The sequence below is a fragment of the Streptomyces sp. NPDC020917 genome (assembly GCF_044333795.1).
In the GTDB taxonomy this organism is placed as follows: domain Bacteria; phylum Actinomycetota; class Actinomycetes; order Streptomycetales; family Streptomycetaceae; genus Actinacidiphila.
Window position 1 is genome coordinate 1 of sequence record NZ_JBIRRR010000021.1, and the last position, 26,981, is coordinate 26,981.

The window sequence follows — 26,981 nt, forward strand, 5'->3', positions numbered from 1 at the left end:
GGGCCCGCCGGTGTCTAGAGGGAGAACGCGCGCAGTGAGCGACGAAGGAGCGAGCGAGCACGATCGACCGGCAGACACCGGACTTAAGGGCCCGGAGGCGAGAGGCCGGCAAAAAAGGGCCAGGACGTCCACTTTTCGAGCTACCCGCACCGATCACGTTCAGCCGAATCGTTCACTCTGCGAGCTACCCGCACCGATCACGTTCAGCCGAATCGTTCACCTTTCGAGCTACCCCCACCCATCACGCCCACCCGCTCCGTCCACCCCGCGAGCTACCTCCGCCCATCACCTCCAGCCGTTCTCCCCACCCCCCTACCGCTCGTCCCCGTGCAGCGACCGTCTGTCGAGTGAGGGGGACCGCTGGGCGATGCGGGTGGTCGGTGGGTGGTCGGGGGGAGTGGGGGTTTCTAGCGTGGCGGGAGGGCCACGCTCCGGGCCCGTCATCCCCTGCCGTTCCTCGATGAGGAGGGAAACCGCAGATGAGCTCCCCCGACACGTCCCCTGCGACCCCCGCGGACGCGATCGCCGACCCCGGCCCGCTCGGGCTCGCCGGATTCGCCGCCACCACCTTCGTCCTCAGCTCCTTCAACGCCCACCTCATCGACCAGAACCTGCTCGCGGTGGTGCTGCCGCTCGCGCTGTTCTACGGCGGGCTCGCCCAACTCCTCGCCGGGTTGTGGGAGTTCAGGAAGGGCAACACCTTCGGGTCGACCGCGTTCGTGTCGTACGGCGCGTTCTGGCTGTCGTACGCGGCCTACGTGAAGTTCGTCGCGGGCGACCTGCCGGCGGCGACCGCGCACCAGGCCACCGGCCTGTACCTGCTGATCTGGGCGGTGTTCACGGTCTACATGACGGTGGCCGCGCTGCGCACCAACGGGGCGATCCTCGCGGTGTTCGTCACCCTGTCGCTCACCTTCATCGTGCTGACGATCGCGGAGTTCTCGCAGTCCACCGGCACCACCAAGGTCGGCGGCTGGATCGGCCTGATCACCGCGGTGTGCGCCTGGTACGCCTCCTTCGCCGCCGTCACCAACGCGACCTGGAAGCAGAACGTGCTGCCGGTCTGGCCGGGCGCCGGCGCGAAGATCTCGCTCGGCCAGCGCGGCGGACCGGTCGCGGGCGAGGCGCACTGATGGACGGGGACGGCGAGACACTCGCCAACCTGCTCCGCGAGGATCGGCGTTTCCCGCCGCCGGCGGACATGGCGGCGGCGGCCAACGCCACGGCGGACGACTACCGTTCGGCCGACGCGGACGGCGAGGCGTTCTGGGCCGCCGCGGCCGCCCGGCTGGAGTGGGCCGAGCAGTGGACGCAGGTGCGCGACTGGAGCCGGCCGCCGTTCGCCCGCTGGTTCACCGGCGGCCGGCTCAACGTGGCCGCCAACTGCCTGGACCGGCACGTGCGGGACGGGCTCGGCGACCGGGTCGCCTTCCACTGGGAGGGCGAGCCGGGCGACACCCGGACCCTGACGTACGCCGACCTCAAGGACGAGGTCTGCCGCGCGGCGAACGCCCTGCTGGCGCTCGGGGTGCGGGCCGGCGACCGGGTCGCGCTGTACATGCCGATGATCCCGGAGACCGTGGTGGCGATGCTGGCGTGCGCCCGCATCGGCGCCCCGCACACCGTGGTCTTCGGCGGGTTCTCCGCGGACGCGCTGCGGGGCCGGATCCTGGACTGCGACGCCCGCGTGGTGATCACCGCCGACGGCGGCTACCGCAAGGGCGCGCCCTCCGCGCTCAAGCCCGCGGTCGACGAGGCCGTGGAGCAGTGCCCGGACGTGCGCAGCGTGCTGGTGGTCCGGCGCACCGGCCAGGAGGTCGGCTGGACCGAGGGGCGGGACGTGTGGTGGCACGACGTGGTGGCCGCCCAGCCGGCCGAGCACGAACCGGAGGCGTTCGACAGCGAGCACCCGCTCTACATCATGTACACCTCCGGGACGACGGCCCGCCCCAAGGGCATCCTGCACACCTCCGGCGGCTATCTCACCCAGGTCGCGTGGAGTCACTGGGCGGTGTTCGACGTCAAGCCCGAGCAGGACGTGTACTGGACGGCCGCGGACATCGGCTGGGTCACCGGCCACTCGTACATCGTCTACGGGCCGCTGGCCAACGGCGTCACCTCGGTGCTGTACGAGGGCACGCCCGACACCCCGCACCAGGGCCGCTGGTGGGAGATCGTGCAGAAGTACGGGGTCACGATCCTGTACTGCGCGCCGACCGCGATCCGGACCTTCATGAAGTGGGGCGAGGAGATCCCGGGCCGCTTCGACCTGTCGTCGCTGCGGCTGCTCGGCTCGGTGGGCGAGCCCATCAACCCCGAGGCGTGGATGTGGTACCGGCACGCCATCGGCTCGGACCGCTGCCCGGTGGTCGACACCTGGTGGCAGACCGAGACCGGCGCGCACATGATCAGCCCGCTGCCCGGTGTGGCCACGCTCAAGCCGGGCTCCGCGCTGCGGCCGCTGCCCGGCATCCGGGCGGAGGTCGTCGACGACACCGGCAAGCCGGTGCCCAACGGCTCCGGCGGGTACCTGGTGCTCACCGAGCCGTGGCCGTCGATGCTGCGCACCATCTGGGGTGACGAGCAGCGGTACATCGACACGTACTGGTCGCGCTTCCCCGGCTGGTACTTCGCCGGCGACGGCGCCAAGAAGGACGAGGACGGCGACATCTGGCTGCTGGGCCGGGTGGACGACGTGATGAACGTGTCCGGGCACCGCATCTCCACCACCGAGGTGGAGTCGGCGCTGGTCTCGCACCCGACGGTGGCCGAGGCCGCCGTGGTGGGTGCCGCCGACGCCACCACCGGGCAGGGGATCGTCGCGTTCGTGATCCTGCGCGGCGACGGCGGCGGGGACACGGCGGGCGGGGAGCTGGCGGCGACGCTGCGGGCCCACGTGGCCAAGGAGATCGGGCCGATCGCCCGGCCGCGGCAGATCCTCGTCGTGGCCGAACTGCCCAAGACCCGCTCGGGGAAGATCATGCGGCGCCTGCTGCGGGATGTCGCGGAGAACCGGGAGCTGGGTGACGTCACCACGCTCACCGACTCCTCCGTGATGGACGCGATCCGGGTCGGCCTTCCGGCCGCCGCGGACGCGGAGGGCTGAGCGGGCCGCCCGCCCGCGCCGGCGGCCGCGCGGCCCCCGCCCGGGTCCGCGCGGCCGCCGTGCCGTTCCGGCACCTGCCGGTCGCCGCGCGACGGCCGCGGGCAGGCCCTCACCACCGGCCGGGCGTTCTCGGGCGCTCGGCGGCCTGGACCTGGACCGGGCCAGGTCCTGGCGGCCGTGCTCCGCGGGCCGCGACCGCGGAGCACGCACCGGGCTACTCCTTGGGCTCCAGCCGCAGGGAGATCGAGTTGATGCAGTAGCGCTGGTCGGTCGGGGTGCCGTAGCCCTCGCCCTCGAAGACATGGCCCAGATGGGAGCCGCAGCGCGCGCAGCGCACCTCGGTCCTGACCATCCCCAGCGACCGGTCCTGGATCAGCTCCACCGCGGAGGTGTCGGCCGGGTCGTAGAACGACGGCCAGCCGCAGTGCGACTCGAACTTGGTGTCGGAGCGGAACAGTTCGGCGCCGCACGCGCGGCACGCGTACACGCCCTCGGTCTTGGTGTCGGTGTACTCGCCGACGAACGGCCGCTCGGTGCCGGCCTCGCGCAGCACCGCGTACTCCTGCGGGGACAGCTCCTCGCGCCACTGCGCGTCGGTCTTCTTCACTTCATACGCCATGGGGCCTCCTCAGCCGGCGAGGCGGGCGAGCACCAGCGGACCCAGGTCGGTCACGTCTCCCGCCCCCATGGTGAGAACGAGATCACCGGCCTTCGCCATTCCTGCCACCACGTCGGGGACCGCGGCCTTGTCGTGCTCGGCGGCCACGTCCGCGCCGGCCGCGCGGGCCGCGTCGATCACCAGGTCGCTGGTCACGCCGGGAACCGGGTCCTCGCGGGCCGGGTAGATGTCCAGCACCAGCGACGCGTCGGCCATCGCCAGCGCGGCGCCCATCTCCGCGCCCAGCTCGCGGGTGCGGCTGAACAGGTGCGGCTGGAACACCACCAGCACCCGGGCGTCCGGCCCCGCCGCGCTCCTGATTGCCTCCAGGTCGGCGGCCATCTCGGTCGGGTGGTGCGCGTAGGAGTCGATGACCTGCACGCCCGCGGCCTCGCCCTTGAGCTGCAGCCGGCGCTTGACCCCGGTGTACCGGGCCAGCACCGCCGCCAGGTCGCCGGCCGGCACGCCCATCGCGATGCCGGCGGCGAGCGCCGCCACCGCGTTGTGCGCGTAGTGCCGGCCGGGCACCGACACGGTGAAGGTCACCGGCTCGCCGTCCGCCAGCACGGTGACCTCGCTGGTCAGGCCGCGCGGCTCGATCCGGGTGATCCGCAGGTCGGCGCCCTCGGACTCGCCGAAGGTGACGATCCGCGGGCCGCCGGCGGCCCGCACCCGCGAGGTCAGCTCGACCGCGCCGGGCTGGTCGGCGGCGACGACCAGGGTGCCGCCGGGCCGGATCTTGCCGGCGAACGTCAGGAAGGAGTCGTAGATCTCCTCCATGGACGCGTAGTTGGCGTGGTGGTCCAGCTCCACGTTGAGGACGATGGCGACCTCGGGGGAGTAGGTGTGGAAGCTGCGGTCGCTCTCGTCGGCCTCGGCGACGAAGATCTCGCCGCTGCCGTGGTGCGCGTTGGAGCCCGGCACGTCGAGGTCGCCGCCGATGGCGTACGAGGGCTCCAGGTCCAGGGCGGACAGCGCGACCGCCAGCATCGAGGTCGTGGTGGTCTTGCCGTGCGTGCCGGCCACCGCCAGCGGGCGGGTGTCCTCCATCAGCGCGGCCAGCGCGTCGCTGCGGTGCACCACCGGCACGCCTCGCTCGCGGGCCGCGGCCAGCTCGGGGTTCTCCTGGCGGATCGCGCTGGAGACGACCACGGCGGTGGTGTCCTCGGCCAGGTGCGCGGCGTCGTGCCCGACGTGCACGGTCACGCCGTGGGCGCGCAGCGCCTGCGCGGTCTCGGAGTCCTTGGCGTCGCTGCCCGCCACCCGGGCCCCGCGCTGGGCCAGGATCTTGGCGATGCCCGACATCCCCGCGCCGCCGATCCCGATGAAGTGCGGGCGTTCCAGGGCGGGCGGCAGGGGCGGGGTGGGCGTGCTCATGCGCGGATCTCCCGGGGTGCGTGCTCGGCGGTGGTTCTGCGGCCCGATTCTCGCACCTCCGCTACGCGCTCCCGTCCTTCTCGGCCTCATCCCCCTCCGGTTCGTGCTGGGCGAAGAGCTTGAGCACAGGCACGCCCACCTTGTGCCGGGCCCGCGACGTCCAGTCGCGGTGGAAGAACTCCTCGACGAAGTGCGGCGCGGTCAGCACGATCACCTCGTCGGCGCCGGTCCGCTCGACCACGGTCTTCAGCAGGTCCAGCGGATGCCGCGAGACCAGTTCGCCGACCGCTTCCGCGCCGGCCGCCCGCAGGGCCTCCAGCGAGTACGCCAGCGCCCGCTCGGCCGGCGGGAGGGCCTCGTCGCCCTCGGGCACCCGGTTCTCGCGCGCGGCGTCGTCGAGGTATCCGAGCGCCACGTCGTCCACCGCCCGCAGCAGCCGGTCCTGGTCGCCGCGCGGCTGCATCAGCACGACGAAGGAGATCTGCTCGTCCCCGTGGAGCGTGGTGACCATTTCGACGTCGGCGGGGGCGAGCGGTTGCTCGATCATGAGTACGGTCGTGAACACGGACGCGTCCTTGTCTCTCGGTGAGCCCTGCTCCGATCCTCACAGGGCACCGGGATAAGTGTTCCCGCGCGACGCGAAGCGGAACAGAAGAATCCGCTTTTTCGGGTGAGATCTCCGCCAGCCGGTCGCACCGGCCCGGACCTGCCGCTATGCGCGCACGTACCGGGTGAACAGGAAGCCGTCCTCCTCCAGTACCGACAGCGGCCGGAACCGCGACGGCGGCACGACGGGCGGCCCGTCCATGATCCGGGGCGCGTCACCCCCGGTGACCAGCGGCGAAAGGGTCAGGCACAGCTCGTCCACCACCCCCGCGGCCGCGAACTGGGCCAGCACCCGGGGGCCGCCCTCGTGCAGCATCCGGGTCAGGCTCCGGGCGGCCAGCTCCCGCACCACGCGGACCGGGTCCACGCCCTCGCCCTCGCCCGCCACGACCACCTGCGCCCCGGCGCGGTCCGCCGCCTCCAGCGCGTCCTGGCCGCAGCCGGTACCGGTCAGCACCAGGGTGGGCACCACGGGGTCGGTGAACAGCGGGGCCGTGAAGTCCAGGTCCAGGCTGCGGCTGAGCACGGCGACGGCCGCGGCCGGTGCCTGGCCGTCGGCGGACCGCCGCGCCGCGAACGCCTCCCGGGCCTTCGCCGGCCGGTAGCCCTCCTGCCGGACGGTCTCGGCGCCCACCACGACCACGTCGGCCAGCGCCCGCAGCGTGCCGAAGATCCGCATGTCGGCGGCCGAGGACAGCGGCGCCGACCGGCCCTCGGCCCGCGCCGCGCCGTCCAGGCCGGACACCATGTTCGCCCTCAGGTACGGGCCACCGTCCCGCGGCGGGTACGCGTACGCGTCCGCCAGCCCCAGAACGGTCCCGAGTTCCTGCGTGTCCTCACCCTGCCCGGGTACGGGAAACAGCCGCTGCATGCGCCGCAGTCTGACATGGTCCGGCTTCCTCCTCACTCCCGCCGCGGACGGCCTCGTGGCCCGCGGCGGGCCGGCCGGTCGTCGGGCGCGGGGGACGTGGGCTGCGCCACACTCGGCCAGGGCGGTGGCGCGACCGCATTACGATGGGGAGTCGTGTCCTCCTCCCTCGCCGAGCCGAACGCCGTCCCCACCACCGGGCCGGAGGTCCTGAGCGCGCGGATGCCGCGGTTGGACACCGGGCGGCTGGTCGCCGACATGGTCCCGCCGCCCCGCTTCGACTCGGTCCGCTTCGAGACCTACGTCCCCGACGAGCGCCGGCCCAGCCAGGCCGAGGCGGTCCGCCGGCTGCGCACCTTCGCCGCGCAGACGGGCAGCGGCACCGGCAACGGCTCCGGTTCCGGCGAGCGCCGGCGGTGGTTCCGGCGCGAGCCGCAGGCCCCGCAGGGCCCGACCGGCGTCTACCTCGACGGCGGCTACGGCGTCGGCAAGACCCACCTGCTGGCCAGCCTCTGGCACGCCGCGCCGGCCCCCCGCGAGCGCAAGGCGTTCGGCACCTTCGTCGAGCTGACCAACCTCGTCGGCGCCCTCGGCTTCCAGCAGGCCGTCACCGCCCTCAGCGGCCACCAGCTGGTCTGCATCGACGAGTTCGAGCTCGACGACCCGGGCGACACCGTCCTGGTCTCCACCCTGCTCGGCCGGCTCGCCGACGCCGGCGTCCGGCTGGCCGCCACCTCCAACACGCTGCCGGGCAAGCTCGGCGAGGGCCGCTTCGCCGCCGCCGACTTCATGCGCGAGATACAGGGCCTGTCCGCCCGGTTCGCCTCGCTGCGGATCGACGGCGACGACTACCGGCACCGCGGCCTGCCCGCCGCCCCCGCCCCGTACACCGACGAGCAGGTGACCGAGGCCGCGCACGGCACCCCCGGCGCCGCCCTCGACGACTTCGACGAGCTGGCCGTGCACCTGGCCGCAGTCCACCCCAGCCGCTACGGCGCGCTGTGCGACGGCGTGCACGCGCTGTTCCTGCGCGGCGTCGAGCAGATCTCCGACCAGGCCACCGCGCTGCGCCTGGTGGTGCTCGCCGACCGGCTGTACGACCGGGAGATCCCGGTGATGGCGTCCGGCGTGCCCTTCGACCGGCTGTTCACCGAGGAGATGCTGGCCGGCGGCTACCGCAAGAAGTACTTCCGCGCGGTCTCCCGGCTCACCGCGCTCGCGCGCGACGCCGGCAGGACGGCGGTAGCCGCCGGCTGAGCGGCGGTCCGCCGGCCGGTCCGGCCCGTCCGGCAGGGCACCCGCCCAGCGCCCCGCCCCGGGCGCCGACCCCCCCTCGCTCCGCCCGTCGCTGGCGGGCCGGCGGGATCGGGGCCAGGATCGGGGCATGGCGAAGCACCACGGCAAGGACCTGCGGTCACGACTGCGCGTGCCGCCCGGCGGCGGGCCCGTCGACCTCGCGGACCACGATCCGTCCGGCACGCCCCGCGGTCCCGCGGGCAAGCGGGAGGCCCTCGCGGCCACCGACAAGCTGCGCACCCGCCTCGCCGACCTCCAGGAGCGGCTCTTCGCGCAGAGCACCGCGGGCGACCCGCAGCGCCTGCTGCTGGTCCTGCAGGGCATGGACACCTCCGGCAAGGGCGGCACCATCAAGCACGTGGCGACCGGCCTGAACCCCACCGGGGTGCGGGTCACCGCCTTCAAGACGCCCACCGCCGAGGAGCGCTCGCACCCGTTCCTGTGGCGGATCCGCAAGGCGCTGCCCGCCGCCGGCGAGATCGGCGTCTTCGACCGCTCCCACTACGAGGACGTGCTGATCGTCCGCGTCCACGACTTGGTGCCGCGGGCCACCTGGCGGCGCCGCTACGACGCCATCAACCGCTTCGAGCAGTCCCTGGTGGACGACGGCGTCACCGTGCTGAAGGTGTTCCTGCACATCTCCTACGAGGAGCAGCGGGCGCGGCTGCTGGCCCGGCTCGACCGGCCGGACAAGCACTGGAAGTTCAACGTCGGGGACGTCGACGAGCGCGCCATGTGGCCCGCCTACCGGGAGGCGTACGAGGCGGTGCTGGAACGCTGCTCGACCGAGGCCGCGCCCTGGTACGTGGTCCCCGCCAACCGCAAGTGGTACCGCAACTGGGCGATCAGCACGCTCCTGCTGGAGCACCTGGAGCAGATCGACCCGCGGTACCCGAAGGGCGACTTCGACGTGGCGGAGAGCCGGGCCCGGCTGCTGCGCACCTGACACCGCGCCGGGTGCGCGGCCGGCCTCAGCCCGAGCAGGCGTTGCGCTGCGCCTCCTGCCACTCGCACACCGGGCACAGCGTGGCGCCCCTGGTACTGGCCGGGTGGTCGGTCGGCTCCCCGCACAGCACGCAGTCGGCCCGCGCACCGGCCGTCGTCGCGGTCGGCGGGGTGGGCGTGCTCTCGTCGTGTGCGGTCACCCGTTCACCGTAGCGTCCCCGGTCGTGCCGCGGACCCGCAGCACGGCGGCGCCGCGTGGCGGGAGCTGGACGGCGGAGCCGGCCAGGACCGCGCACGCGGGCCTGGCCAGCAGCACCTCGCAGGGCGCGTTCAGCGGCACCCGGGCCGGCGTGTCCGAGAAGTTGACCAGGACGCGGAACGGGCCGCGGGCGATCCGCAGGGTGCGGCCCCCGGCGGTCGCCGCCACCTCGGCCGGCGGCCCGTCGGCCAGCTCCGGCTCGGCCCGGCGCAGCGCGATCAGCGCGCGGTACCAGTCCAGCAGCTCGCGGTGCTCCGGCTTGTCCGGCTCGGCCCAGTCCAGCACCGAGCGGTTGCGGGTCGCCCGGTCCTGCGGGTCGGGCACCTCCTCCTCGGACCAGCCGTGCGCCGCGAACTCCCGGCGCCTGCCGCGGGTGATGGCCGCCGCCAGCTCCGGGTCGTCGTGGTCGGTGAAGAACTGCCACGGCGTGGTGGCCCCCCACTCCTCTCCCATGAACAGCATCGGGGTGAACGGCGAGGTGAGCACCAGGGCGGCGGCGACGCCGAGTTGGGCCGCGGGCAGCCGGTCCCCGGTGGCCCGGTTGCCGACCTGGTCGTGGGTCTGGGCGTAGCCCAGCAGCCGCCGGCCCGGCACCGTGGGGTCCAGCGGCCGGCCGTGGTGGCGGCCGCGGAACGACGACCAGCTGCCGTCGTGGAAGAAGCCGTGGCCGAGGACCTTGGCCAGGCCCGCGGGGCCCGCCGCGGCGAAGTCCGCGTAGTAGCCCTGGGACTCGCCGGTCACCGCGGTGTGCAGAGCGTGGTGGAAGTCGTCGTTCCACTGGGCGTGCAGGCCCAGGCCGCCCGCGTCGCGCGGGGCGGTGGTCCGCGGGTCGTTCAGGTCCGACTCGGCGATCAGGAACAGCGGGCGGCCCAGTGCCGCCGACAGGCCGTCCACCGCGGTCGACAGCTCCTCCAGGAAGTGCAGCGCGCGGGTGTCGACCAGCGCGTGCACCGCGTCCAGCCGCAGCCCGTCCAGCCGGTAGTCGCGCAGCCACCCCAGCGCGCTGCCGATCAGGAAGTCCCGCACCTCGTCGGAGCCGGGCGCGTCCAGGTTGACCGCGTCGCCCCACGGCGTGTGGTGCCGGTCGGTGAAGTACGGGCCGAACGGCGGCAGATGGTTGCCCGAGGGGCCCAGGTGGTTGTGCACCACGTCGAGCACCACGCCCAGGCTGTGCCCGTGCGCCGCATCGACAAAGCGCTTCATCGCCTCGGGCCCGCCGTACGGTTCGTGCACCGACCACAGCGACACCCCCTCGTACCCCCAGCCGTTGGTGCCGGGGAACGGGCAGACCGGCATCAGCTGGACGTGGGTGACGCCGAGGCGGGCCAGGTGCGGCAGCCGCTCGATCGCCGCGTCGAAGGTGCCCTCGGGGGTGAACGTGCCGACGTGCAGCTCGTAGAGCACCGCCCGGGGCAGCCCGCGGCCCGGCCACGGCACCGACCACGCGAACGCGTCGTGGTCGACCACCGCGGACGGGCCGTCGGGGCCGTCCGGCTGCCGCCGGGAGCGTGGATCGGGCAGCGGCGGACCGCCGTCGAGGACGTACGCGTACCGCGTGCCGTCCCCCGCCGGCAGCTCCGCCTGCCACCACCCCGTCCTCGCGGGGTCGGGGCCGAGCATGTGCCTCGTGTCGTCGATCAGGATCTCCACCTGCTGGGCGTTCGGCGCCCACACCTCGAACAGCACGCACGGCTCCCGTCAGGTCCGGTTGTCTGGCTCCCGTGCAGATCCATGCCCGGAGGCCGCCCGGTTCAGACGAAGTTCACACGCTCCTGCGTGATCGGATAGCCCGCTTTGGCGAACGCGGCGGCCATCGGGAAGTTCCCGTGGTCGGTCGCGGCGGCGATCCGGGTCGCCCCGCGGTCGACCAGGTCGTGGGTGCACTCCAGCAGCAGGTCGTACGCGTAGCCGTGGCCCCGGTACTCCGGCACCACCGCGATGAAGCCGATGCACGGCCCGCCCGGGTTCTCCGCGGGCACGTGCAGCCCGGCGATCCCGCCGTCCGGCGCGTACGCGACCCGGCGCCAGTCCGCGGGCGACGGCATCCAGTTCAGGACGCCGATGGTCTCGTCGAGTGCGGCCTCGAGGCCGGGCCCGTCCAGCATCCGGCGGTCGTGGGCGTCGAGCGTGCCCTCCATGATGCGGGCCATCACCGCGCGGAACGCGGCGTCGTCCGGCTCCGGACGGCACTCCAGGCGGCCGGTGCGCGGCGGCAGCGGGTCGCGGCCAGCCGTCCACGTGTACCGGTAGCGGTCCACCAGGCGGCGCAGGCCGCCCCGTTCCGCGACGGCCATCCGGCGCTCGGCCTCGGCGCGCACCGCCGGGTCGTCGCGCCAGCCGTGCGGCAGCACCAGGTCGTACTCGGCGTGCAGCGGTGCCGTGTGCAGCAGTTCGGCCGCGGCGTCCGCCTCGTCCGGGGCGAAGTCCAGCCAGTCCAGGGCGATCGGCTCGGGGTCGCCCTGCTTGCCCCACCAGGCGGCGCGGGCCACGACCCGGCCGTCGCGCAGCGCGACCCAGGACCACTCGGGGCGGTACTCGCCGCCCTCGTCGACGGTGGCGAAGCCGTGCCCCATCAGCGGGCGGCCGACCAGGCCGGCGTCGGGCAGCGAGGTGAACAGGGCGGTCTCGCCCGCGACGAGCGGGCGGAAGATCAGATCAGACATGCGTGTCCTTGATTCCTTCGGGAGACATGCGCTCCCGTGGGATCAGGGACGCCCGGCGGTGGGGCGGGAGCGCGGCATCGGATTCGTCATCGCTCTCGCCTCCTCTTCCTGTCGTCTCGGGCGTCGGGGGAACCCTAGCGGGGCCGCCCGCCGGCGGTCCAGCGGATTTCCCCGGCCCCCGACCGGCCGGCCCCCGAGGCGCGGGGTCACACCTGGTGCAGGGCCCGGCCGCCGAGCGTCAGGAACACCTCGCCCACCGCCTCCGACAGCGTCGGGTGCGGGTGGACGTGCTGCGCGACGTCGGCGGCCTCCGCCTCCCAGCCGACGACGAGCTGGCTCTCCGCGATCATCTCCGACACGTTCGGGCCCACCAGGTGCACCCCGAGCACCGGCCCCTGCCGCTCGGCCACCACCTTCACGCTGCCGCCCTGCCCGTGCACCATGCCCTTGGCGACGGCGGTGAGCGGCATGGTGTTCACCACCACGTCCAGGCCGCGGTCCCGGGCCTGCTGCTCGGTCAGCCCCACCGCCGCGGTCTGCGGGCTGGAGTACGTCACCCGCGGCACCGCCGCGTAGTCCACCGGCCGCGGGCTGCCCCCGGCCAGCGCCTCCGCGACCAGCAGGCCCTCGGCGAACGAGGCGTGCGCCAGGCCCGGCGAGGGCGGCGGCAGCAGGTCCCCGACCACGTGCACGCCCGGCACCGCGGTCTCCAGCCGCGCCCAGTCCGCGGGCGGGACGTGCCCGCGGGCGTCGGCCGCCAGGCCCGCCGCGGCCAGGTCGAGGCCGTCGGTGACCGGCTCGCGGCCCACCGCCACCAGCAGCCGCTCCACCGGCAGTTCGCGGTCCTCCCCGCGGGCCGTGCGCACCCGGGCGCGTACCCCCTCGCCCTCCGGCTCCGCCGACGTCAGCAGCGCCGAGGTGAGCACCTCCACGCCGCGCTTGCGCAGCGCCCTGCCCAGGTGCCGGGACACGTCCGCGTCCTCCAGCGGCAGCAGCCGGTCGGCCGCCTCCACGAGCACCACCCGGGCGCCCATCGAGCGGTGCAGCGACGCGTACTCCACGCCGATCGCGCCGCCGCCCAGCACCAGGACGGACTCCGGGAGCCCGGGCGCGAACAGCGCGTCGTCGCTCGTCACGATCCGCCGGCCGTCCGGGACCAGGCCCGGCAGCAGCCGCGGCCGCGAACCGGTGGCCAGCACCACCCCGCGCCGCGCCGCGTACACCTGCCCGCCCGCGGCGACCGTGCGCGGCCCGGTCAGCCGGGCCGAGGCGCGCACCACCCGCACGCCCGCCTGCGCCAGATGGGCCTCCACCCCCCGGTGGTTGCCCGCCACGATGGCGTCGCGCGTCGCGGTCAGCGCCGGCCAGTCGATCCCGTCGACGGTCGCCTTGACGCCCCAGCGGTCCCGGGCCTCGGCGATGCCGTCGACCAGCTCCGCGGCGTGCAGCATCGCCTTGCTGGGGATGCAGCCGCGGTGCAGGCAGGTCCCGCCGACCAGGTCGCGCTCGGCGAGCACCACGTCCAGGCCCAGGGCGGCGGCCCGCAGTGCGGTGCTGTACCCGCCGGTGCCGCCGCCGATCACGATCACATCGGTCTCGTCCATGCAGGCAGTCTCGAACGGGCCTGTCCCATGAGTCCAAGGCCAAGATGTTGTCGATCTGATGAAGAACGGTCATGGATGGTGCGGGGGAGCGGGCCTAGGGTGCGGGCATGAGCCTGCGGCAGATGGAGTACTTCCTCACCGTCGCCGAGTCCGGGTCCTTCACCCGGGCGGCGGACACCCTGCACGTCACCCAGTCCGCGCTGTCCCACCAGCTGAAGGCGCTCGAACGGCACGTCGGCGGCGACCTGCTGGAGCGGCTGCCGCGCGGGGTGCGGCTCACCGCGATGGGCCGGGCGTTCCTGCCGCACGCCGAGCGGGCGGTGCGCAGCGCCGTCCAGGCCGAGCGGGCCGCCCGCGCCGCGGCCGGCGCGGAGGGCGGCGAGCTGCACGTCGCCGCGGTGCACGCGGTGGCCTCCGGCCTGCTGCCGCCGGTCTTCGCCGCATGGCGCCGGGCGCACCCCGGGGTGGAGCTGGTCCTGCACGAGTACGGGCGGGGCGGGGACCTGGTGGAGGCGATGGAACGCGGGGTCGCCGACGTGGCCGTCGGCCACCGGCCGGCCGGGCGGCCCGGCGCGGAGTGGGTGCTGAAGGAGATCGGCGAGGAGGAGGTGCTGGTGGTGCTGCCGCCCGGCGACCCGCTGGCCGCGGGCGGCGCCGACGGCTCCGGGGCGGATACCGCCGCCCGGTCCGGCTCGGACGGCGGGAACGGTTGCGCCGAGGCACAGGGTCTTGGTGGGGCCCACGCCGGCGCTGCCGGTGCCGGGGCCGCCGTCAGGTCCCGGATCGCGCTGGCCGAGCTGGCCGGACGCGACTGGGTGCGGTGCGCGATGGAACCGGTCGTCGAGGGGCGGCCCTTCCTCGACCTCGCCTGCGAGCGGGCCGGGTTCGCGCCGCGGACCGCGGTGCGCACCGAGCACACCTCCACCGCCGTGCGCATGGCCGCGGCCGGCGCGGGCGTCGTCGCCGTCCCCTCCTACGCCGTGCCCGACGGCTGCACGGCCGTCGGCGTGGACCCTCCGTGGCGCCGGCCCCTGTTCCTGTTCTCCCGCGTCCATCTCACGGGCGCCGCAAGGGAGTTCGCGGAACTCCTCGCACTCCCCGCGGCCGGTTGACCGCATCCGGCGCGAGCCCGGCCGCGGCAGGCTGCCGCACCGTCACATGGCCGCACCGCCGCACCGTCCTCAGGTCCGCCACGCGGCCCGCGACACCCGTGGAGGCGCCCGGATCAGGCCGGGAGCCCGGATCAGGCCGGGACGAGGAGCGCGGCGGGGCCCGCGGCGAGCAGGCCGGCGACGGGCACGGCGCCCTCGAAGCTGGTGGCGTCCGCGGGGGCGAGGGCGTCGCGCCAGCGGCCCGGCGGCAGCGGGAGGACGGTGTCGCGCCAGCCGCCCGCCTCCTCCAGGCGCCGGGACAGGCGCGTCACGACGGTGACCGCCCCGGCGCCGCGCTGGAACGCGACCAGGTGGGCGGCCGCCGGCCCCTCGGCCGCCAGCGGCCGGTAGTCCGCCGCAGGCCCGTACCACTGCGGGTGGTCCCGGCGCAGCCGCAGCGCCACCGCGGTGAGGCGCACCTTGGCCTGGTCGAACCCGCTCGGCTCGGCGCCGTCGAGCAGCTCCCGCAGCGTGCGGGCGAGCCCGAACCGCTCGGTGCCCGGCTCCGGCCGGCGCAGCGTCCCCCGGTTGTCCGGGTCGACCAGCGTGTACACCGGGTACTCGGTGCCCTGGTAGACGTCCGGCACCCCCGGCATCGTCAGGTGCAGCAGCGCCGCCCCCAGGCTGTTGGCGACGGCGTACGGCTCCAGCGTCCGGACGAACTCGCCGACGTCGTAGACCTGCACGCCGCACGGGCCCTCGTCGGTGAAGTCGGTGACGGCCTTCTCGTACGCCTCGTCCTGCTCGGTCCAGGTGGTGTGCAGGCCCGACTCGCGGACCGCCTTGAGCACCGCGGGCACCATCCGGTCCGGCGCGCAGAAGCCGAGGCCGACGCCGGTCTGGAAGACCGTGTAGAGGGTGTGCCGGTCGGGCGCCGCCGGCGTGCCCAACTGCGCGGCCCGCTCCTCCCGCTCCGCCAGCCACTCCCGCCAGGCCGCGGGCCGCTCCGAGAGCACGGCCAGCCGCAGCCGCAGGTCGGCGCTGCGCTTGGTGTCGTGCGTGGACAGCACCGTGCCGGTCGCGGGCCGCTCCCGCTGCAGCCGCGCGCAGTAGGCGTGGAAGTCCTCCGGCGAGGTCGCCGGACGACCGGGGTCGCGGCCCACCTCGCACAGCGGCAGCAGCGGCACGTAGCGGTAGAAGGCGGTGTCCTCGACGGACTTCGCGTGCAGCGCGGACGCGACCTGCGCGAACCGCACGGTGAAGTCCGCCGCGTCGTCCCCGGCCACCCGTCCCAGGGCCAGGTCGCGGACCGCGTCCAGGGCCGGGGCGAGCGCGGCCGGGCACTGCGCGCGGGCCGCGGCCGCCGCCTCCTCCAGCAGGGCCGTGTCGGTGCCGCCCGCCGGCCGGCCCGGCTGGACGTACGGCCGGTAGACGGGAACGCGGACCAGCAGCTCGCGGATCGCCTCGGCCACCGGCCCGGACCCGAACTCCCGCTCCCGGGACGCCTCGTCGCCGAACGCCGCCTCCTGGGCGACCGGCTCCCGGGGGGCCGCCTCCAGGGAAGCCGTGTCCCCGGAGGCCGCGTCTCCGGACGGCCCGCCGTCCCCGAACGCCCGCGCACCGCGCGCCCGGAGCGCCGAGCGCGCCAGCCGGGCGACCTCGGCCGCCAGGTCGTGCGTCACCACCCTGTAGGCCGCGCGGCGGGCGGTGGGCTGCCAGCGCCCGCCGCGGTCGTCCGGGACCCCGGTGAACTCCCGGTAGAAACGGTCGAGTTCGGCCGCCCCTTGCGGATCGGTGAACAACCCGTCGATGCGGTCGAGGGCGTCGTAGCCGGTGGTGCCGGCGCACGCCCAGTCCGGCGGCAGGTCCTCGTCGCGCTGCAGGATCTTCTCCACCACGGTCCACCGCCCGCCGGCCGCCTCCGCCAGGTGCCGCAGGTAGCCCGCGGGGTCGGCGAGGCCGTCCGGGTGGTCGATCCGCAGCCCGTCGCCGACCCCGTCGCGCAGCAGCCGCAGCACCGTGTCGTGGGTGGCCGCGAACACCTCCGGCCGCTCCACCCGCACCGCGATGAGGTCGGAGATGGTGAAGAAGCGGCGGTAGTTCAGCTCGGTGCGGGCCGCCCGCCAGTAGGAGAGCCGGTACCACTGGGCGTCCAGCAGTTCCGGCAGCGGCAGCCGCTCGGTCCCGGGCCGCAGCGGGAAGCGGTGGTCGTAGTACCGCAGCACCCGGCCGCCCGCGGCCTTGTCCTTGACCACGGACAGCTCGCCGAGGACGTCCGGCAGCGGCTCGCCGAGCACCGGCAGCAGCACCCGGCCGTCCAGCGCGTCCCAGTCGATGTCGAACCACGGCGCGTAGGGGGAGGACGGCCCGTCGCGCAGAACGGCCCACAGCGGGCCGTTCAGGTACTCGGGGGCGGGGACCGCCATGTGGTTCGGGACGATGTCCAGGATCAGCCCCAGACCGTGCTCGCGGGCGGTGCGGGACAGCTCCCGCAGGCCCTGCTCGCCGCCGAGCGCGGCCCGCACCCGGGTGTGGTCCACCACGTCGTAGCCGTGCCGCGAGCCGGGCACCGCCTCCAGCACCGGGGACAGGTGCAGATGGGTGATGCCGAGCGTCGCGAGGTACGGCACCGCGCCGGCGGCGTCGGCGAAGGTGAAACCGGGCTGCAGCTGTATCCGGTAGGTCGAGCTGGGCGTCGCGGGGTGTCCGGTCATGGGGTCTTCTCTACCCCGGATCGGCGGCCGTGGCGCGCCGGAGTGCTCCGAACGCCACGCCGGCCCGCGCCGGGCCCCGCCCGGGGCACCGGTCCGCGGGCGGCGGGCCACCGCCCGCTCCGTCGGCCGCCCGCCGCCGGGCCCTCAGTCCGCCGGCCGCTGCAGCACCACCATGCTGAGGTCGGCCAGCAGCAGCCGGTCGCCGGCGGCCACCAGCTCCCCGGTGCCCGGCACCACGCCCTCCGGCCGCTCGGTGTCCACCACGAGCTGCCACTCCTTGCCGTGGTTGACCGGCACCACGAACTCCTGGGCGCGCGGAGCCGCGTTGAACATCAGCAGGAAGGAGTCGTCGGTGACCCGCTCGCCGCGCGGCCCCGGCTCGGAGATCGCGTTGCCGTTGAGGAACACCACCAGCGAGCGGGCGTGCGCCGCCTGCCAGTCGCGCTGCGTCATCTCCTGGCCCTCGGCGGTGAACCACGCGATGTCCGACAGCTCGTCGTGGGTGCCGTCCACCGGCCGGCCGTGGAAGAAGCGGCGGCGCCGGAAGACCGGGTGGTCGCGGCGCAGCCACACCATGGACCGCACGAAGTCGTGCAGGCGCAGGGCCTCGTCGTCCTCGTCCGAGGTGCCCGGCTTGCCCGGCCACTGGATCCACGACAGGTCGTTGTCCTGGCAGTAGGCGTTGTTGTTGCCGCGCTGGGTGCGGCCGAACTCGTCGCCGTGGCTGAGCATCGGCACGCCCTGGGACAGCATCAGCGTCGCGACGAAGTTCCGCATCTGCCGGCCGCGCAGCGTCTGCACCGCCCGGTCGTCGGTCGGGCCCTCCGTGCCGCAGTTCCAGGACCGGTTGTGGCTCTCGCCGTCCCGGTTGTGCTCGCCGTTGGCCTCGTTGTGCTTCTCGTCGTACGACACCAGGTCGCGCAGCGTGAAGCCGTCGTGGCAGGTGACGAAGTTGATGGAGGCGAGAGGCCGGCGGCCGTCGTCCTGGTACAGGTCGGAGGACCCGGTCAGCCGGGACGCGAACTCCGCCAGGGTGGCGCTCTCGCCCCGCCACAGGTCGCGCACCGTGTCGCGGAACTTGCCGTTCCACTCGGTCCACAGCGGCGGGAAGTTGCCCACCTGGTAGCCGCCCTCGCCGACGTCCCACGGCTCGGCGATCAGCTTCACCTGCGAGACCACCGGGTCCTGCTGCACCAGGTCGAAGAACGACGACAGCCGGTCCACCTCGTGGAACTGCCGGGCCAGGGTGGCCGCCAGGTCGAAGCGGAAGCCGTCCACGTGCATCTCGGTCACCCAGTAGCGCAGGCTGTCCATGATCATCTGCAGCACGTGCGGGCTGCGCATGAGCAGGCTGTTGCCCGTGCCGGTGGTGTCCGTGTAGTAGCGCTTGTCGCCGCTCAGCCGGTAGTACGACGCGTTGTCCAGGCCGCGCAGCGACAGCGTCGGGCCCAGATGGCTGCCCTCGGCGGTGTGGTTGTAGACCACGTCGAGGATCACCTCGATCCCCGCCCGGTGCAGTGCCCGCACCGCCGTTTTGAACTCCAGCACCTGCTGGCCCCGGTCGCCCAGCGAGGAGTAGCCGTTGTGCGGGGCGAAGAACCCGATGGTGTTGTAGCCCCAGTAGTTGGCCAGCCCCGCGTCGGACAGCCGGTGGTCCTTGATGAACTGGTGTACGGGCATCAACTCCAGGGTCGTCACCCCGAGTTCCACCAGATGGCTGATCACGGACGGGTGGGCGAGGGCCGCGTAGGTGCCGCGGATCTCCTCCGGCAGCCCCGGATGCGTCATCGTCAGGCCCTTGACGTGGGCCTCGTAGAGGATCGTGCGGTGGTACTCGATGCGCGGCGCGCGGTCGTCGGCCCAGTCGAAGTACGGGTTGACCACCACCGAGGTCATCGTGTGCGGCGCGGAGTCCAGGTCGTTGCGCGAGTCCGGCTGCCCGAAGCGGTAGCCGTAGACGGCCTCGTCCCAGTCGATGCCGCCGCTCATCGCCTTGGCGTAGGGGTCCAGCAGCAGTTTCGCGGAGTTGCAGCGGTGGCCGCGCGCCGGGTCGTACGGGCCGTGCACCCGGAACCCGTACCGCTGACCCGGCATCACCCCGGGCAGGTAGGCGTGGCGGACGAAGGCGTCGGCCTCCCGCAGCTCCACCGCCGTCTCCGAACCGTCGTCGTGCAGCAGACACAGCTCGATCCGGGACGCCACCTCGGAGAAGACGGCGAAGTTGGTGCCCGCCCCGTCGAAGGTGGCGCCGAGGGGATACGAATGACCCGGCCAGACTTGCATGTAGTGACTCTTCCAGTCCGTAACCGGACCTCGCAGGACATCCCCCGCAAGGTCCGGCAGTTCGGTTGCCGAACCGCATCCTCCCATCAGGTCCCACCCGAGGGTGACCTCGCCGCAACGGACAGCGACGTGTCCGTCGGCCCTTTCGGCCACGCTGCGCCCGTCCGCCGAGCCCGCCGCGTCGCGGCTCCCTGTCTCGCCTGCCCCGGCCGGCCGCCGCCACCCGCCCGGACGCGCCGCGGCGAAGTGACCGTTTCACCCCGTCATGTGACACTCCGTGTGCACCTGCTCACGGAAGTAACTCGCCGACGGGCCAGGGGACTTGCCTCGATCGGCGCACGGGTCAAGTAGGGTCGATACGGCTGCGACACCCCCCGCACCGCAGTACCCTTCCTTGATCGTGGACGGGGGTGGGAGGCGGTGGAACGGTGACGTCCGGAGGTCTGATGCTCCCGGGTGGCGGTGAGCAGGGCGACCGGCACGTCGCTGACGACGTCAGCGCCGATGATCCGAGCGGCGCGGTCACCCTCGCCGCGCCCCTGGAGATCGGAGCGGAACTGGACTGGGGTGCCGACGCCTGGGCCGAGGTGCGGACCCGCGCGCGCCGGGCCGGGCGGGCCTACGTGTGGCTCAACCTCGTCGAGCAGCGCCTGCGCGCCGTCGTCAACGCCGTGCTGCGCCCGATCTACGAGCCGGTGCACGGCGAGGAATGGGTGGTGGCCGCCGCGGGGCCGGCCGGCGGCGAGTGGGTGCAGCGGGCCGTCGCGGTCCGCGAGGTGAGCCGCCGCAAGGGGTTCCTGCTGGACCCCGCCGACGACAACGTCCTGAGCTTCCTGACGCTGCCCCAGCTGCGCGAGCTGGTGGTCCAGCACTGGCCGTGCTTCGAGCCGTACTTCGACGACCGGCGCGAGCTGGAACTGGCCCTGGACGAGCTGGAGGTCGCCCGGCACGTCGTGTCCCGCAACCGCGCCCTGTCCCGGACCGTGCTGGACCAGGCGGAACGCGCCTCGGCCCGGCTGCTGGAACTGCTCGGCGCCGGGGCGCCGCGGGGCGCGGGGAACCGGCTGCCGGTCGACGCGGTGGAGCAGCTGGTGGCCGACCGGTACGCCGACGTCGTCGGCGTCTACCCCGACCGGGTGCGGCTGCAGCGCCAGCTGCCGGTGGAGGACCTGTTCGCCGGCGCCCGGCGGCTGGACGCGGTCGGCATCGGCCTCAACCTGCTGGTGCAGAACTACTCCGGGCGGCGGCTGGTGCGGCTGGCCGAGTCCGGCTGCCGGGTGCGGCTGGCCTTCCTCAATCCGGCGAGCAGCGCGGTGCGCCGCCGTGAGCGCGAACTCGGCCTGGGCCGCGGCGAACTGGGCCGCTCGGTCGAGATGAACATCATGCACATGCGGCGGGTGCGGGCCCGGCTGCGCGACCAAGGCGCGTTCGAGATCCAGGTCTTCGACGAGACCCCGCGGTTCACCGCGTACCTGGTCGACGGCGACAGCGGCGACGGCCTGGCCGTCGTGCAGACCTACCTGCGGCGGGCCCGCGGCATGGAGGTCCCGGTGATGGTGCTGCGCGGCGGCTCCCGCCGGGTGGTCGAGGGCGAACGGCCCTCGGAAGGCGGCCTTTTCGAGGTCTACCGCGAGGAGTTCGAGGGGATCTGGGCCGATTCGCGGCCGGTGTCCTGAACCCGCCCTCCCCGCCGGAGTGTCAGTGGCGCACGGGATGATGGCAGGGCACACGGGGGAATCGGCTGGAAGGACGCGCCATGGCATGGCATGAGGATCTGCTGGTCGGCTTCGACCTGGAGACCACCGGCACGGATCCGCGCCAGGCGCGGATCGTCACCGCCGCGGTCACCGAGGTCAAGAGCGGCGAGCCGGTGCGGCACCGCGCCTGGCTCGCCGATCCAGGGGTGCCGATCCCGGCGGAGACCACGGCCATACACGGCGTCAGCACGCAGCGGGCCGCGGCCGAGGGGCGGCCGGCGCCCGAGGTCGTCGCGGAGGTCGCCGACGCGGTGCGCGGGCACTGGGCGGCCGGCGTGCCGGTCGTCGTCTACAACGCGCCCTTCGACCTCACCCTTCTGGATGAGGAGTTGAAGCGGTACGCGCTGCCGACGCTGGTACCGCCCGGCACGTCGCCCGGCCCGGTCATCGACCCGCTCGTGCTGGACCGCGCGCTCGACCGGTACCGCCGCGGCAAGCGCACCCTGGAGGCGGCCTGCCAGGTCTACGGCGTCGCCCTGGACGGCGCCCACGACGCCGGCGTCGACGCCCTCGCCGCGGTCCGCGTCGCCCGCGCCCTGGCCCTGCGCTTCCCCGAACTCGCCGAGGCCGACCTGGCCGACCTCCAGTCCCGCCAGGCCACCTGGTACGCCACCTGGGCCGAGGACTTCTCCGCCTGGCTCACCCGCAAAGGCTCCCCCGACCCCTCGGTCGACCCGAGCTGGCCCCTGCGGGGCGCGGCGCGACTGGTGGGGTGAGGTGGGATTGTTCTGGGCTGAGCCAGCTCGCAACGTGAACGATTCGGCTGGACGTGATCGGTTGCCCGAGTCCGCAGAGTGAACGTCGTGGCCCTTTTTTGCCGGCCTCTCGCCTCCGGGCCCTTAGACCCGGTGTCTGCCGGTCGATCGTGCTCGCTCGCTGCGCTCACTGCGCGCGTTCTCTCTCTAGACACCGGCGGGCCCTTTGGCTCGATGCCTACACGGGGGCACCCGGGAGAATTGGTGCGGGCCTATGGGGCGTCCCAGGCGGTTCGGTTTAAAAGGGGTACCAGCGGACCGTTTGGTCGTTGGTGCGGAGGGAGGTCACGCGGCGGCGGAACTCGGTGAGGGCGGCCGGGTTGGCGGGGGCGTGCTGGGCGACCCAGGCGCAGCTGGCGGTCTCGCGGGCGCCGCGCAGGACCTCGCAGCCGGGCCAGGCGGCCACGTCCCAGCCGTACGCGGCGGTGAACGCGTCGTAGGCGGCGGCCGGCACGCCGTAGCGGTCCCGGCTGAGGGTGTGCACGACCAGATCGTGCTCGCGCAGGTCGGAGGAGAAGGTCTCCAGGTCGACCAGCACCGGGCCGTCGGGGCCGATGTGCACGTTGCGGGGGAGGGCGTCGCCGTGGATCGGGCCCGGCGGCAGGTGCGGCTCCAGCGCGGCGGCGGCGTCCGCGAAACCGTCCCTGCGCTTGCGTAGGAACGCCGCGTCGGCCGGGTCGATCGCGTCGCCGGCCAGCCGCAGCCAGCGCTCGACGCCGTCGAGCAGGTCGCGCGGCGGCAGCCCGAAGTCGGGCTCCGGCAGGGCGTGGACGCGGCGCAGCAGCGGGGCGACGTCGGCCGGCTCGGCGGGCCGCAGCGACTCCGGCAGCCGCTGCCAGTAGGAGACGGGGTGACCTTCGAGCAGCCGCACCTCGGACTCCGCGGACCGCACCGCGGGCACGTCGTGCTTGGCCAGCCAGTCCGCGGTGCGGACCTCGCGGCGTGCCCGGTCCAGCAGTTCGGCGCTGCGTCCCACCTTGATCACCAGCCGGCCGGCGGCGAACACCGCGTTCTCCCCGAAGGACATCAGCTCCGCCTCGGAGTGGCCCGCCGCGTCCAGTACCGCCCGCGCCCGCTGCTCAGTGAACACCGCGTCCGCCATGCCCAGCCTCTCGAAAATCCGTCCGCCTGCCGGTTCGCCCGTCCGTTCGCATATGCCGCAGTCAACGGCCGTTCGTTCGGACACAGGCAAGTCTCGCATCGTCGCGCCCCTGGATTGCGCCGGGTTTCCAAGGATTCCCGCACAACCTTGCGAAATACCGCCGCGCACCGTGCGTTCCGCGGCGCATACGTACCCATGGGTGCGATGAGTTACGGCTGTACGAGCAGTCGGTATCCACGGGGCCCTCCGCCTGGGGGCCGGCGACAAGGAGGAGCGACTGTGGCGGCGTCCGGTGGCCCGTACGATCCAGCCTGCCCGGAATCCGGGGAACGCCTGGTCACGGTGGACGTCAGCGGCCTGCCGCCGGCCGGCGAGCCACCGGACGGCGACGGGCTGGCGGGGCTCGGCGCGGTCGCCGCGCTGGCCCGGCTGCGGCTGGCCGCGCGCCGCACCGGCCACCGGGTGCGGCTGCGCGGCGCCTCGGCCGACCTGCGCGCGCTGGTCGAACTGGCCGGACTAGCCGGGGAGTTCGAGTGGGAGTCCGAAGAGGGGGAACAGCCGTCCGGTGTCCAGGAATGAACTGAGCCCGGTGATACGGCCGTCGCTGATGTCCAGCACCTGGAGCGCCCAGGCGCGGTGCCCGCCCGCGGGATCGGGCCGGTACTGGCCGAAACCCGGGGCGCCGTTCGCGGTGACCGGCAGCAGCCGCGAGCCCTTGCAGCCGATGCCGGTCCCCAGCAGCCACCCGCGTATGTCCTCATGGCCGCGCAGCCACAGCGGGAACGGCGGCATGTTCATCGTCGCGTCCTCGTGCAGCAGGCTGGTCAGCGAGTCCAGGTCGTAGCGCTCGAACGCGTCCACGTAGCGGGCCAGCAGCTTCTCCTGCTCGCCGTCCATCGGCGCGGCGGGGGCGGAGTCGGCGCCGACCCCGGCCTCGGCGAGCGTGGCCCGGGCGCGCTGCAGCGCGCTGTTGACCGAGGCGACCGAGGTGCCCAGCAGTTCGGCGGCCTCGCTGGCCTTCCAGGCCAGCACCTCGCGCAGGATCAGTACGGCCCGCTGCCGTGGCGGCAGGTGCTGGAGCGCGGCCACGAACGCCAGCCGGATGGTCTCGCGCGAGACCACCACGTCGGCCGGGTCGCCGGAGGACGGCACGGCGCGGGCGTCCGGCACCGGCCCGACCCACATCGACTCCGGTGTCATGTCGGGGAGCACCGCGTCGGCGTGCGAGGCGGGGGACAGGTCCATCGGCCTGGCGCGGCGCTTGCCGGCGTTCAGGCTGTCCAGGCAGACGTTGGTGGCGATCTTGTACAGCCAGGAGCGCAGCGAGGAGCGCCCCTCGAAGCGGTCGGCCGCCCGCCAGGCGCGGACCAGGGTCTCCTGGACGGCGTCCTCCGCCTCGAAGACCGAGCCGAGCATCCGGTAGCAGTACCCGGTCAGCTCGACCCGGTACTCCTCCAGCCGGTGCTCCACCTCGCCGGCGGCCGGAGCGGCCGTGGCGCTTGCACTGCTGTCCCTTGCGGTCATGTCACCCACCGTACTCGGGGGCACTGACAGCGCCCCCGTACCCGGCGGGTACGGGGGCGCTGCCGGTGTCGTGCGGGCGCTTCGGCGGCTGCCGGCTCAGTGGCGGCCGGGACCGGCGGGCACCGGCGGGAGCGGCGGCACGGGCGGGGCCGGGTACTGCGGGGCCGGGGGCACGGCGTCCTGCGCCGGCTCGTCGTGCGTGAGGTCGGGCAGCCGGTGCATCCACCGCGGGAGGTACCAGTTGCGGTCGCCCAGCAGGCTCATCACGGCCGGCAGCAGCACCCCGCGGATCACCGTGGCGTCGATCAGCACCGCGAAGGCCAGGCCGACGCCCATCTGCTTCATGCTCTGCATCGACAGCGTCCCGAAGATGGCGAACACCGCGACCATGATCACCGCCGCGCTGGTCACCACGCCCGCGGTGGTGGTGATGCCCTGCTCGATGGCGGCCTTGGTGCTCAGGCCGCGCATCCGGGCCTCGCGGATCCGGGAGACCACGAACACGTGGTAGTCCATGCTCAGGCCGAACAGGATCACGAAGAGGAACAGCGGCAGCCAGGCCACCACCGCGCCGGTGCCGGTCGCGCCGACCAGCGAGGCTCCCCAGCCGTGCTGGAAGACCATGGTCAGCACGCCGTAGGCGGCGCCGACCGACAGCAGGTTGAGGGCCACCGAGGTGAGCGCGATGGTCAGGGACCGGAAGGACAGCAGCATCAGCAGGAAGGCGAAGACCGTCACGAACAGGAACACCGGCGGCACGCTGCTGGTGATCTTGTGGTTGAAGTCCATCGACCCGGCGGTCTCACCGGTGATCGGCGCCTGCAGCCCGGCGACCCGGCCCAGGGTGTCGGGACGGACGTGGTCGCGGAGCAGCCGCAGGTCGGACTCGGCCTTGCCGCGGTCGGTGCCGCCGGCCAGCGGCACGTCGATCTCGGCCACGTTCTGCGCCGCGTGCACGGTCACGGTGACCGGGCCCCGGCTCGCCCCGGAGGCGACGGCCTCGGTGCGGAAGCCGGCGATCGCCTTGGTGACCGCGGGCGCCTTGATGTCGTCGGCCTTGATCACGACGTGGGCGGGGTCCGGGCCGCCGGGGAACGCGGTGTTGATCGCCTCGTAGGTCTGGATGATCTCCAGGTGGTCGCCGAGTTCCTGGTCCATCGACAGGTTCGCGGTGTGCATCCCGAACGCGGGGATCGCGATGGCCACCAGCGCGCCGCCGGCCAGCACCGTGGCCGCCTTCGGGTTGCGCAGCACCGGGCGCAGCACGGTCCGCCAGAAGCGGCTGCTGCCGTCGGTGCCCCGGCCCCCGTTCGCGGCCCGCCCCGCGGACCGGCGCAGGAACGGCAGCCGGCCCTTCTCGACCCGCTCGCCGAGCAGCGACAGCAGCGCCGGCAGCACGGTGACCGAGCCGATCATCGCGATGGCGACGACGATCATGGTGGCCACGCCCATCGCCTTGAAGTCGCCGATTCCGGTGAAGAGCATGCCGGCCATGGCCACGATCACGGTGATGCCGGAGATCAGGATCGCCCGGCCGGAGGTGGCGGCGGCGATCCGCAGCGCGGTCGCCGCGTCCCGGCCCGCGTCCCGTTCCTCGCGCTCCCGGCGCAGGTAGAACAGGCAGTAGTCGACGCCGACGGCCAGACCCACCAGCAGCATGACCGAGTTGGCGGTGTCGCTCATCGGCACCGAGTGGCTGACCAGGGCGACCACGCCGGTCGCGCCGAGGAACGCGGTGAGCGCCAGCACCACCGGCAGCAGCGCGGCGACCAGCGCGCCGAACGCGATGAGCAGGATGCCCAGCGCCACCGGCACCGCCGAGTACTCGGCGGTCTTGAAGTCCGAGCCGAAGGCGTCGTTGACCGCCTGGTCGGCGCTGGCGTCGCCGAACTCGGCGATCTTCAGGTCCTGGTGGCGGTCCTGGACCTTGGCGACCGCGTCGAGCACCGGCTGGACCTTGTCCGCGGCGTCCTTCTTCGGGCCGGTCATGTCGAACCGCACCAGCGCCGAACGGTGGTCCGCGGAGATCGCCTTGGTGGTGTAGGGCGACTGCACGGCGGTGACCGCGCCGGTGCCCTTGACCGCGGCCACCACGTCGGCGACGGCGGCCCGGAAGCCCGGGTCGGTCGCGGTGGTGCCGGAGTGCCGGGCCTGGACCAGGACCATCTCGCTCGCGGTGTCCGCCAGCCCGGCCCGGTCGTTGATGGTTGCGGCCTGCGAGACCTCGCCCGGCATCGAGCGGTCCTCGTCGACGTCGGAGCGGCCGGCCGCCTGGCCGATGACCATGACCAGGATGACGAGGAGCAGCCACCCGCCCACCGCCGCCCAGCGGTGGCGGGCGCTCCAACTGCCCATCGCCGCCGCGATGCCCAT

The 26,981-nt window shown here is 74.0% G+C and carries 21 protein-coding genes; 8 read left to right on the top strand and 13 right to left on the bottom strand.

Translation table 11 applies throughout. The features are described 5' to 3' along the window. Positions 1–479: 479 nt before the first annotated feature. Together ACH4TG_RS32765 and acs are read left to right on the top strand one after the other, a co-directional pair. Positions 480–1,133, top strand: a complete 654-nt coding sequence (locus tag ACH4TG_RS32765) for an acetate uptake transporter (protein ID WP_398246263.1) — start codon at positions 480–482, stop codon at positions 1,131–1,133. Further along, positions 1,133–3,106 carry an acetate--CoA ligase gene (gene acs / locus ACH4TG_RS32770; protein WP_398246265.1) on the top strand — a complete coding sequence of 658 codons (1,974 nt, stop codon included), beginning with the start codon at positions 1,133–1,135 and terminating at the stop codon, positions 3,104–3,106. The genes ACH4TG_RS32765 and acs overlap by 1 nt, the downstream gene beginning before the upstream one ends. A gap of 214 nt (positions 3,107–3,320) precedes the next feature. Here the strand turns inward: acs and msrB are convergent, their stop codons facing one another. The 4 genes from msrB to ACH4TG_RS32790 all read right to left on the bottom strand — a co-directional run bounded on the left by msrB (position 3,321) and on the right by ACH4TG_RS32790 (position 6,618). Further along, entirely contained in the window at positions 3,321–3,725 is a 405-nt protein-coding gene (gene msrB, locus ACH4TG_RS32775) for a peptide-methionine (R)-S-oxide reductase MsrB (protein WP_398246266.1), read from the bottom strand. A gap of 9 nt (positions 3,726–3,734) precedes the next feature. Beyond that, positions 3,735–5,141, bottom strand: a complete 1,407-nt coding sequence (murC, locus tag ACH4TG_RS32780) for a UDP-N-acetylmuramate--L-alanine ligase (protein ID WP_398246267.1) — start codon at positions 5,139–5,141, stop codon at positions 3,735–3,737. 61 nt (positions 5,142–5,202) lie between these two features. Beyond that, the gene (locus tag ACH4TG_RS32785) at positions 5,203–5,706 is read right to left on the bottom strand and encodes an indole-3-glycerol phosphate synthase (RefSeq protein WP_398246268.1); all 504 of its coding nucleotides are present in this window, start codon (positions 5,704–5,706) and stop codon (positions 5,203–5,205) included. Positions 5,707–5,853: 147 nt separating this feature from the next. Next, positions 5,854–6,618: a pyrimidine reductase family protein gene (locus ACH4TG_RS32790; RefSeq protein ID WP_398246269.1), complete on the bottom strand. Its 765-nt coding sequence runs from the start codon at positions 6,616–6,618 to the stop codon at positions 5,854–5,856. A gap of 153 nt (positions 6,619–6,771) precedes the next feature. Here ACH4TG_RS32790 and zapE point away from each other — a divergent pair, with 153 nt between their 5' ends. Both zapE and ACH4TG_RS32800 read left to right on the top strand, forming a co-directional pair. Next, complete coding sequence (gene zapE, locus ACH4TG_RS32795) at positions 6,772–7,872, top strand: cell division protein ZapE (RefSeq protein ID WP_398246270.1); 1,101 nt, start codon at positions 6,772–6,774, stop codon at positions 7,870–7,872. A 127-nt stretch (positions 7,873–7,999) separates the two neighbouring features. Then, complete coding sequence (locus ACH4TG_RS32800) at positions 8,000–8,857, top strand: polyphosphate kinase 2 family protein (RefSeq protein ID WP_398246271.1); 858 nt, start codon at positions 8,000–8,002, stop codon at positions 8,855–8,857. Between the two features lie 25 nt (positions 8,858–8,882). On the opposite strand, the gene ACH4TG_RS32805 is transcribed toward ACH4TG_RS32800, so the two are convergent. The 4 genes from ACH4TG_RS32805 to ACH4TG_RS32820 form a co-directional block, all read right to left on the bottom strand. Further along, positions 8,883–9,056: a hypothetical protein gene (locus ACH4TG_RS32805; RefSeq protein WP_398246272.1), complete on the bottom strand. Its 174-nt coding sequence runs from the start codon at positions 9,054–9,056 to the stop codon at positions 8,883–8,885. Then, entirely contained in the window at positions 9,053–10,801 is a 1,749-nt protein-coding gene (gene treZ / locus ACH4TG_RS32810; protein WP_398246273.1) for a malto-oligosyltrehalose trehalohydrolase, read from the bottom strand. The genes ACH4TG_RS32805 and treZ overlap by 4 nt, the downstream gene beginning before the upstream one ends. 65 nt (positions 10,802–10,866) lie before the next feature. Continuing rightward, positions 10,867–11,778 (bottom strand): GNAT family N-acetyltransferase, encoded by a 912-nt coding sequence (locus ACH4TG_RS32815; RefSeq protein ID WP_398246274.1) that lies wholly within the window; start codon positions 11,776–11,778, stop codon positions 10,867–10,869. 206 nt (positions 11,779–11,984) lie between these two features. Continuing rightward, positions 11,985–13,382, bottom strand: coding sequence for an FAD-dependent oxidoreductase (locus tag ACH4TG_RS32820; RefSeq protein ID WP_398246275.1), 1,398 nt, complete (start codon positions 13,380–13,382; stop codon positions 11,985–11,987). A gap of 107 nt (positions 13,383–13,489) precedes the next feature. Here ACH4TG_RS32820 and ACH4TG_RS32825 point away from each other — a divergent pair, with 107 nt between their 5' ends. Further along, the gene (locus ACH4TG_RS32825; protein ID WP_398246276.1) at positions 13,490–14,494 is read left to right on the top strand and encodes a LysR substrate-binding domain-containing protein; all 1,005 of its coding nucleotides are present in this window, start codon (positions 13,490–13,492) and stop codon (positions 14,492–14,494) included. Positions 14,495–14,625: 131 nt separating this feature from the next. Here the strand turns inward: ACH4TG_RS32825 and ACH4TG_RS32830 are convergent, their stop codons facing one another. Then, a complete protein-coding gene (locus ACH4TG_RS32830) occupies positions 14,626–17,187 on the bottom strand; it encodes an alpha-amylase family glycosyl hydrolase (protein WP_398246277.1) in 2,562 nt (853 codons plus the stop codon). A gap of 144 nt (positions 17,188–17,331) precedes the next feature. Continuing rightward, the gene (gene glgX, locus ACH4TG_RS32835) at positions 17,332–19,470 is read right to left on the bottom strand and encodes a glycogen debranching protein GlgX (RefSeq protein WP_398246278.1); all 2,139 of its coding nucleotides are present in this window, start codon (positions 19,468–19,470) and stop codon (positions 17,332–17,334) included. 428 nt (positions 19,471–19,898) lie between these two features. On the opposite strand from glgX, the gene ACH4TG_RS32840 reads away from it, so the two are divergent. Next, positions 19,899–21,146: an SAV2148 family HEPN domain-containing protein gene (locus tag ACH4TG_RS32840; RefSeq protein WP_398246279.1), complete on the top strand. Its 1,248-nt coding sequence runs from the start codon at positions 19,899–19,901 to the stop codon at positions 21,144–21,146. A gap of 80 nt (positions 21,147–21,226) precedes the next feature. After that, positions 21,227–21,943 (top strand): 3'-5' exonuclease, encoded by a 717-nt coding sequence (locus ACH4TG_RS32845; RefSeq protein ID WP_398246280.1) that lies wholly within the window; start codon positions 21,227–21,229, stop codon positions 21,941–21,943. Positions 21,944–22,220: 277 nt separating this feature from the next. Here the strand turns inward: ACH4TG_RS32845 and ACH4TG_RS32850 are convergent, their stop codons facing one another. After that, positions 22,221–23,084: an aminoglycoside phosphotransferase family protein gene (locus ACH4TG_RS32850; protein ID WP_398246281.1), complete on the bottom strand. Its 864-nt coding sequence runs from the start codon at positions 23,082–23,084 to the stop codon at positions 22,221–22,223. A gap of 279 nt (positions 23,085–23,363) precedes the next feature. On the opposite strand from ACH4TG_RS32850, the gene ACH4TG_RS32855 reads away from it, so the two are divergent. Further along, a complete protein-coding gene (locus tag ACH4TG_RS32855; protein ID WP_398246282.1) occupies positions 23,364–23,663 on the top strand; it encodes a hypothetical protein in 300 nt (99 codons plus the stop codon). On the opposite strand, the gene ACH4TG_RS32860 is transcribed toward ACH4TG_RS32855, so the two are convergent. Together ACH4TG_RS32860 and ACH4TG_RS32865 are read right to left on the bottom strand one after the other, a co-directional pair. Further along, positions 23,601–24,608, bottom strand: coding sequence for a sigma-70 family RNA polymerase sigma factor (locus ACH4TG_RS32860; protein WP_398246283.1), 1,008 nt, complete (start codon positions 24,606–24,608; stop codon positions 23,601–23,603). The genes ACH4TG_RS32855 and ACH4TG_RS32860 overlap by 63 nt on opposite strands. A 96-nt stretch (positions 24,609–24,704) precedes the next feature. Then, positions 24,705–26,981, bottom strand: a complete 2,277-nt coding sequence (locus ACH4TG_RS32865) for an MMPL family transporter (RefSeq protein WP_398246396.1) — start codon at positions 26,979–26,981, stop codon at positions 24,705–24,707.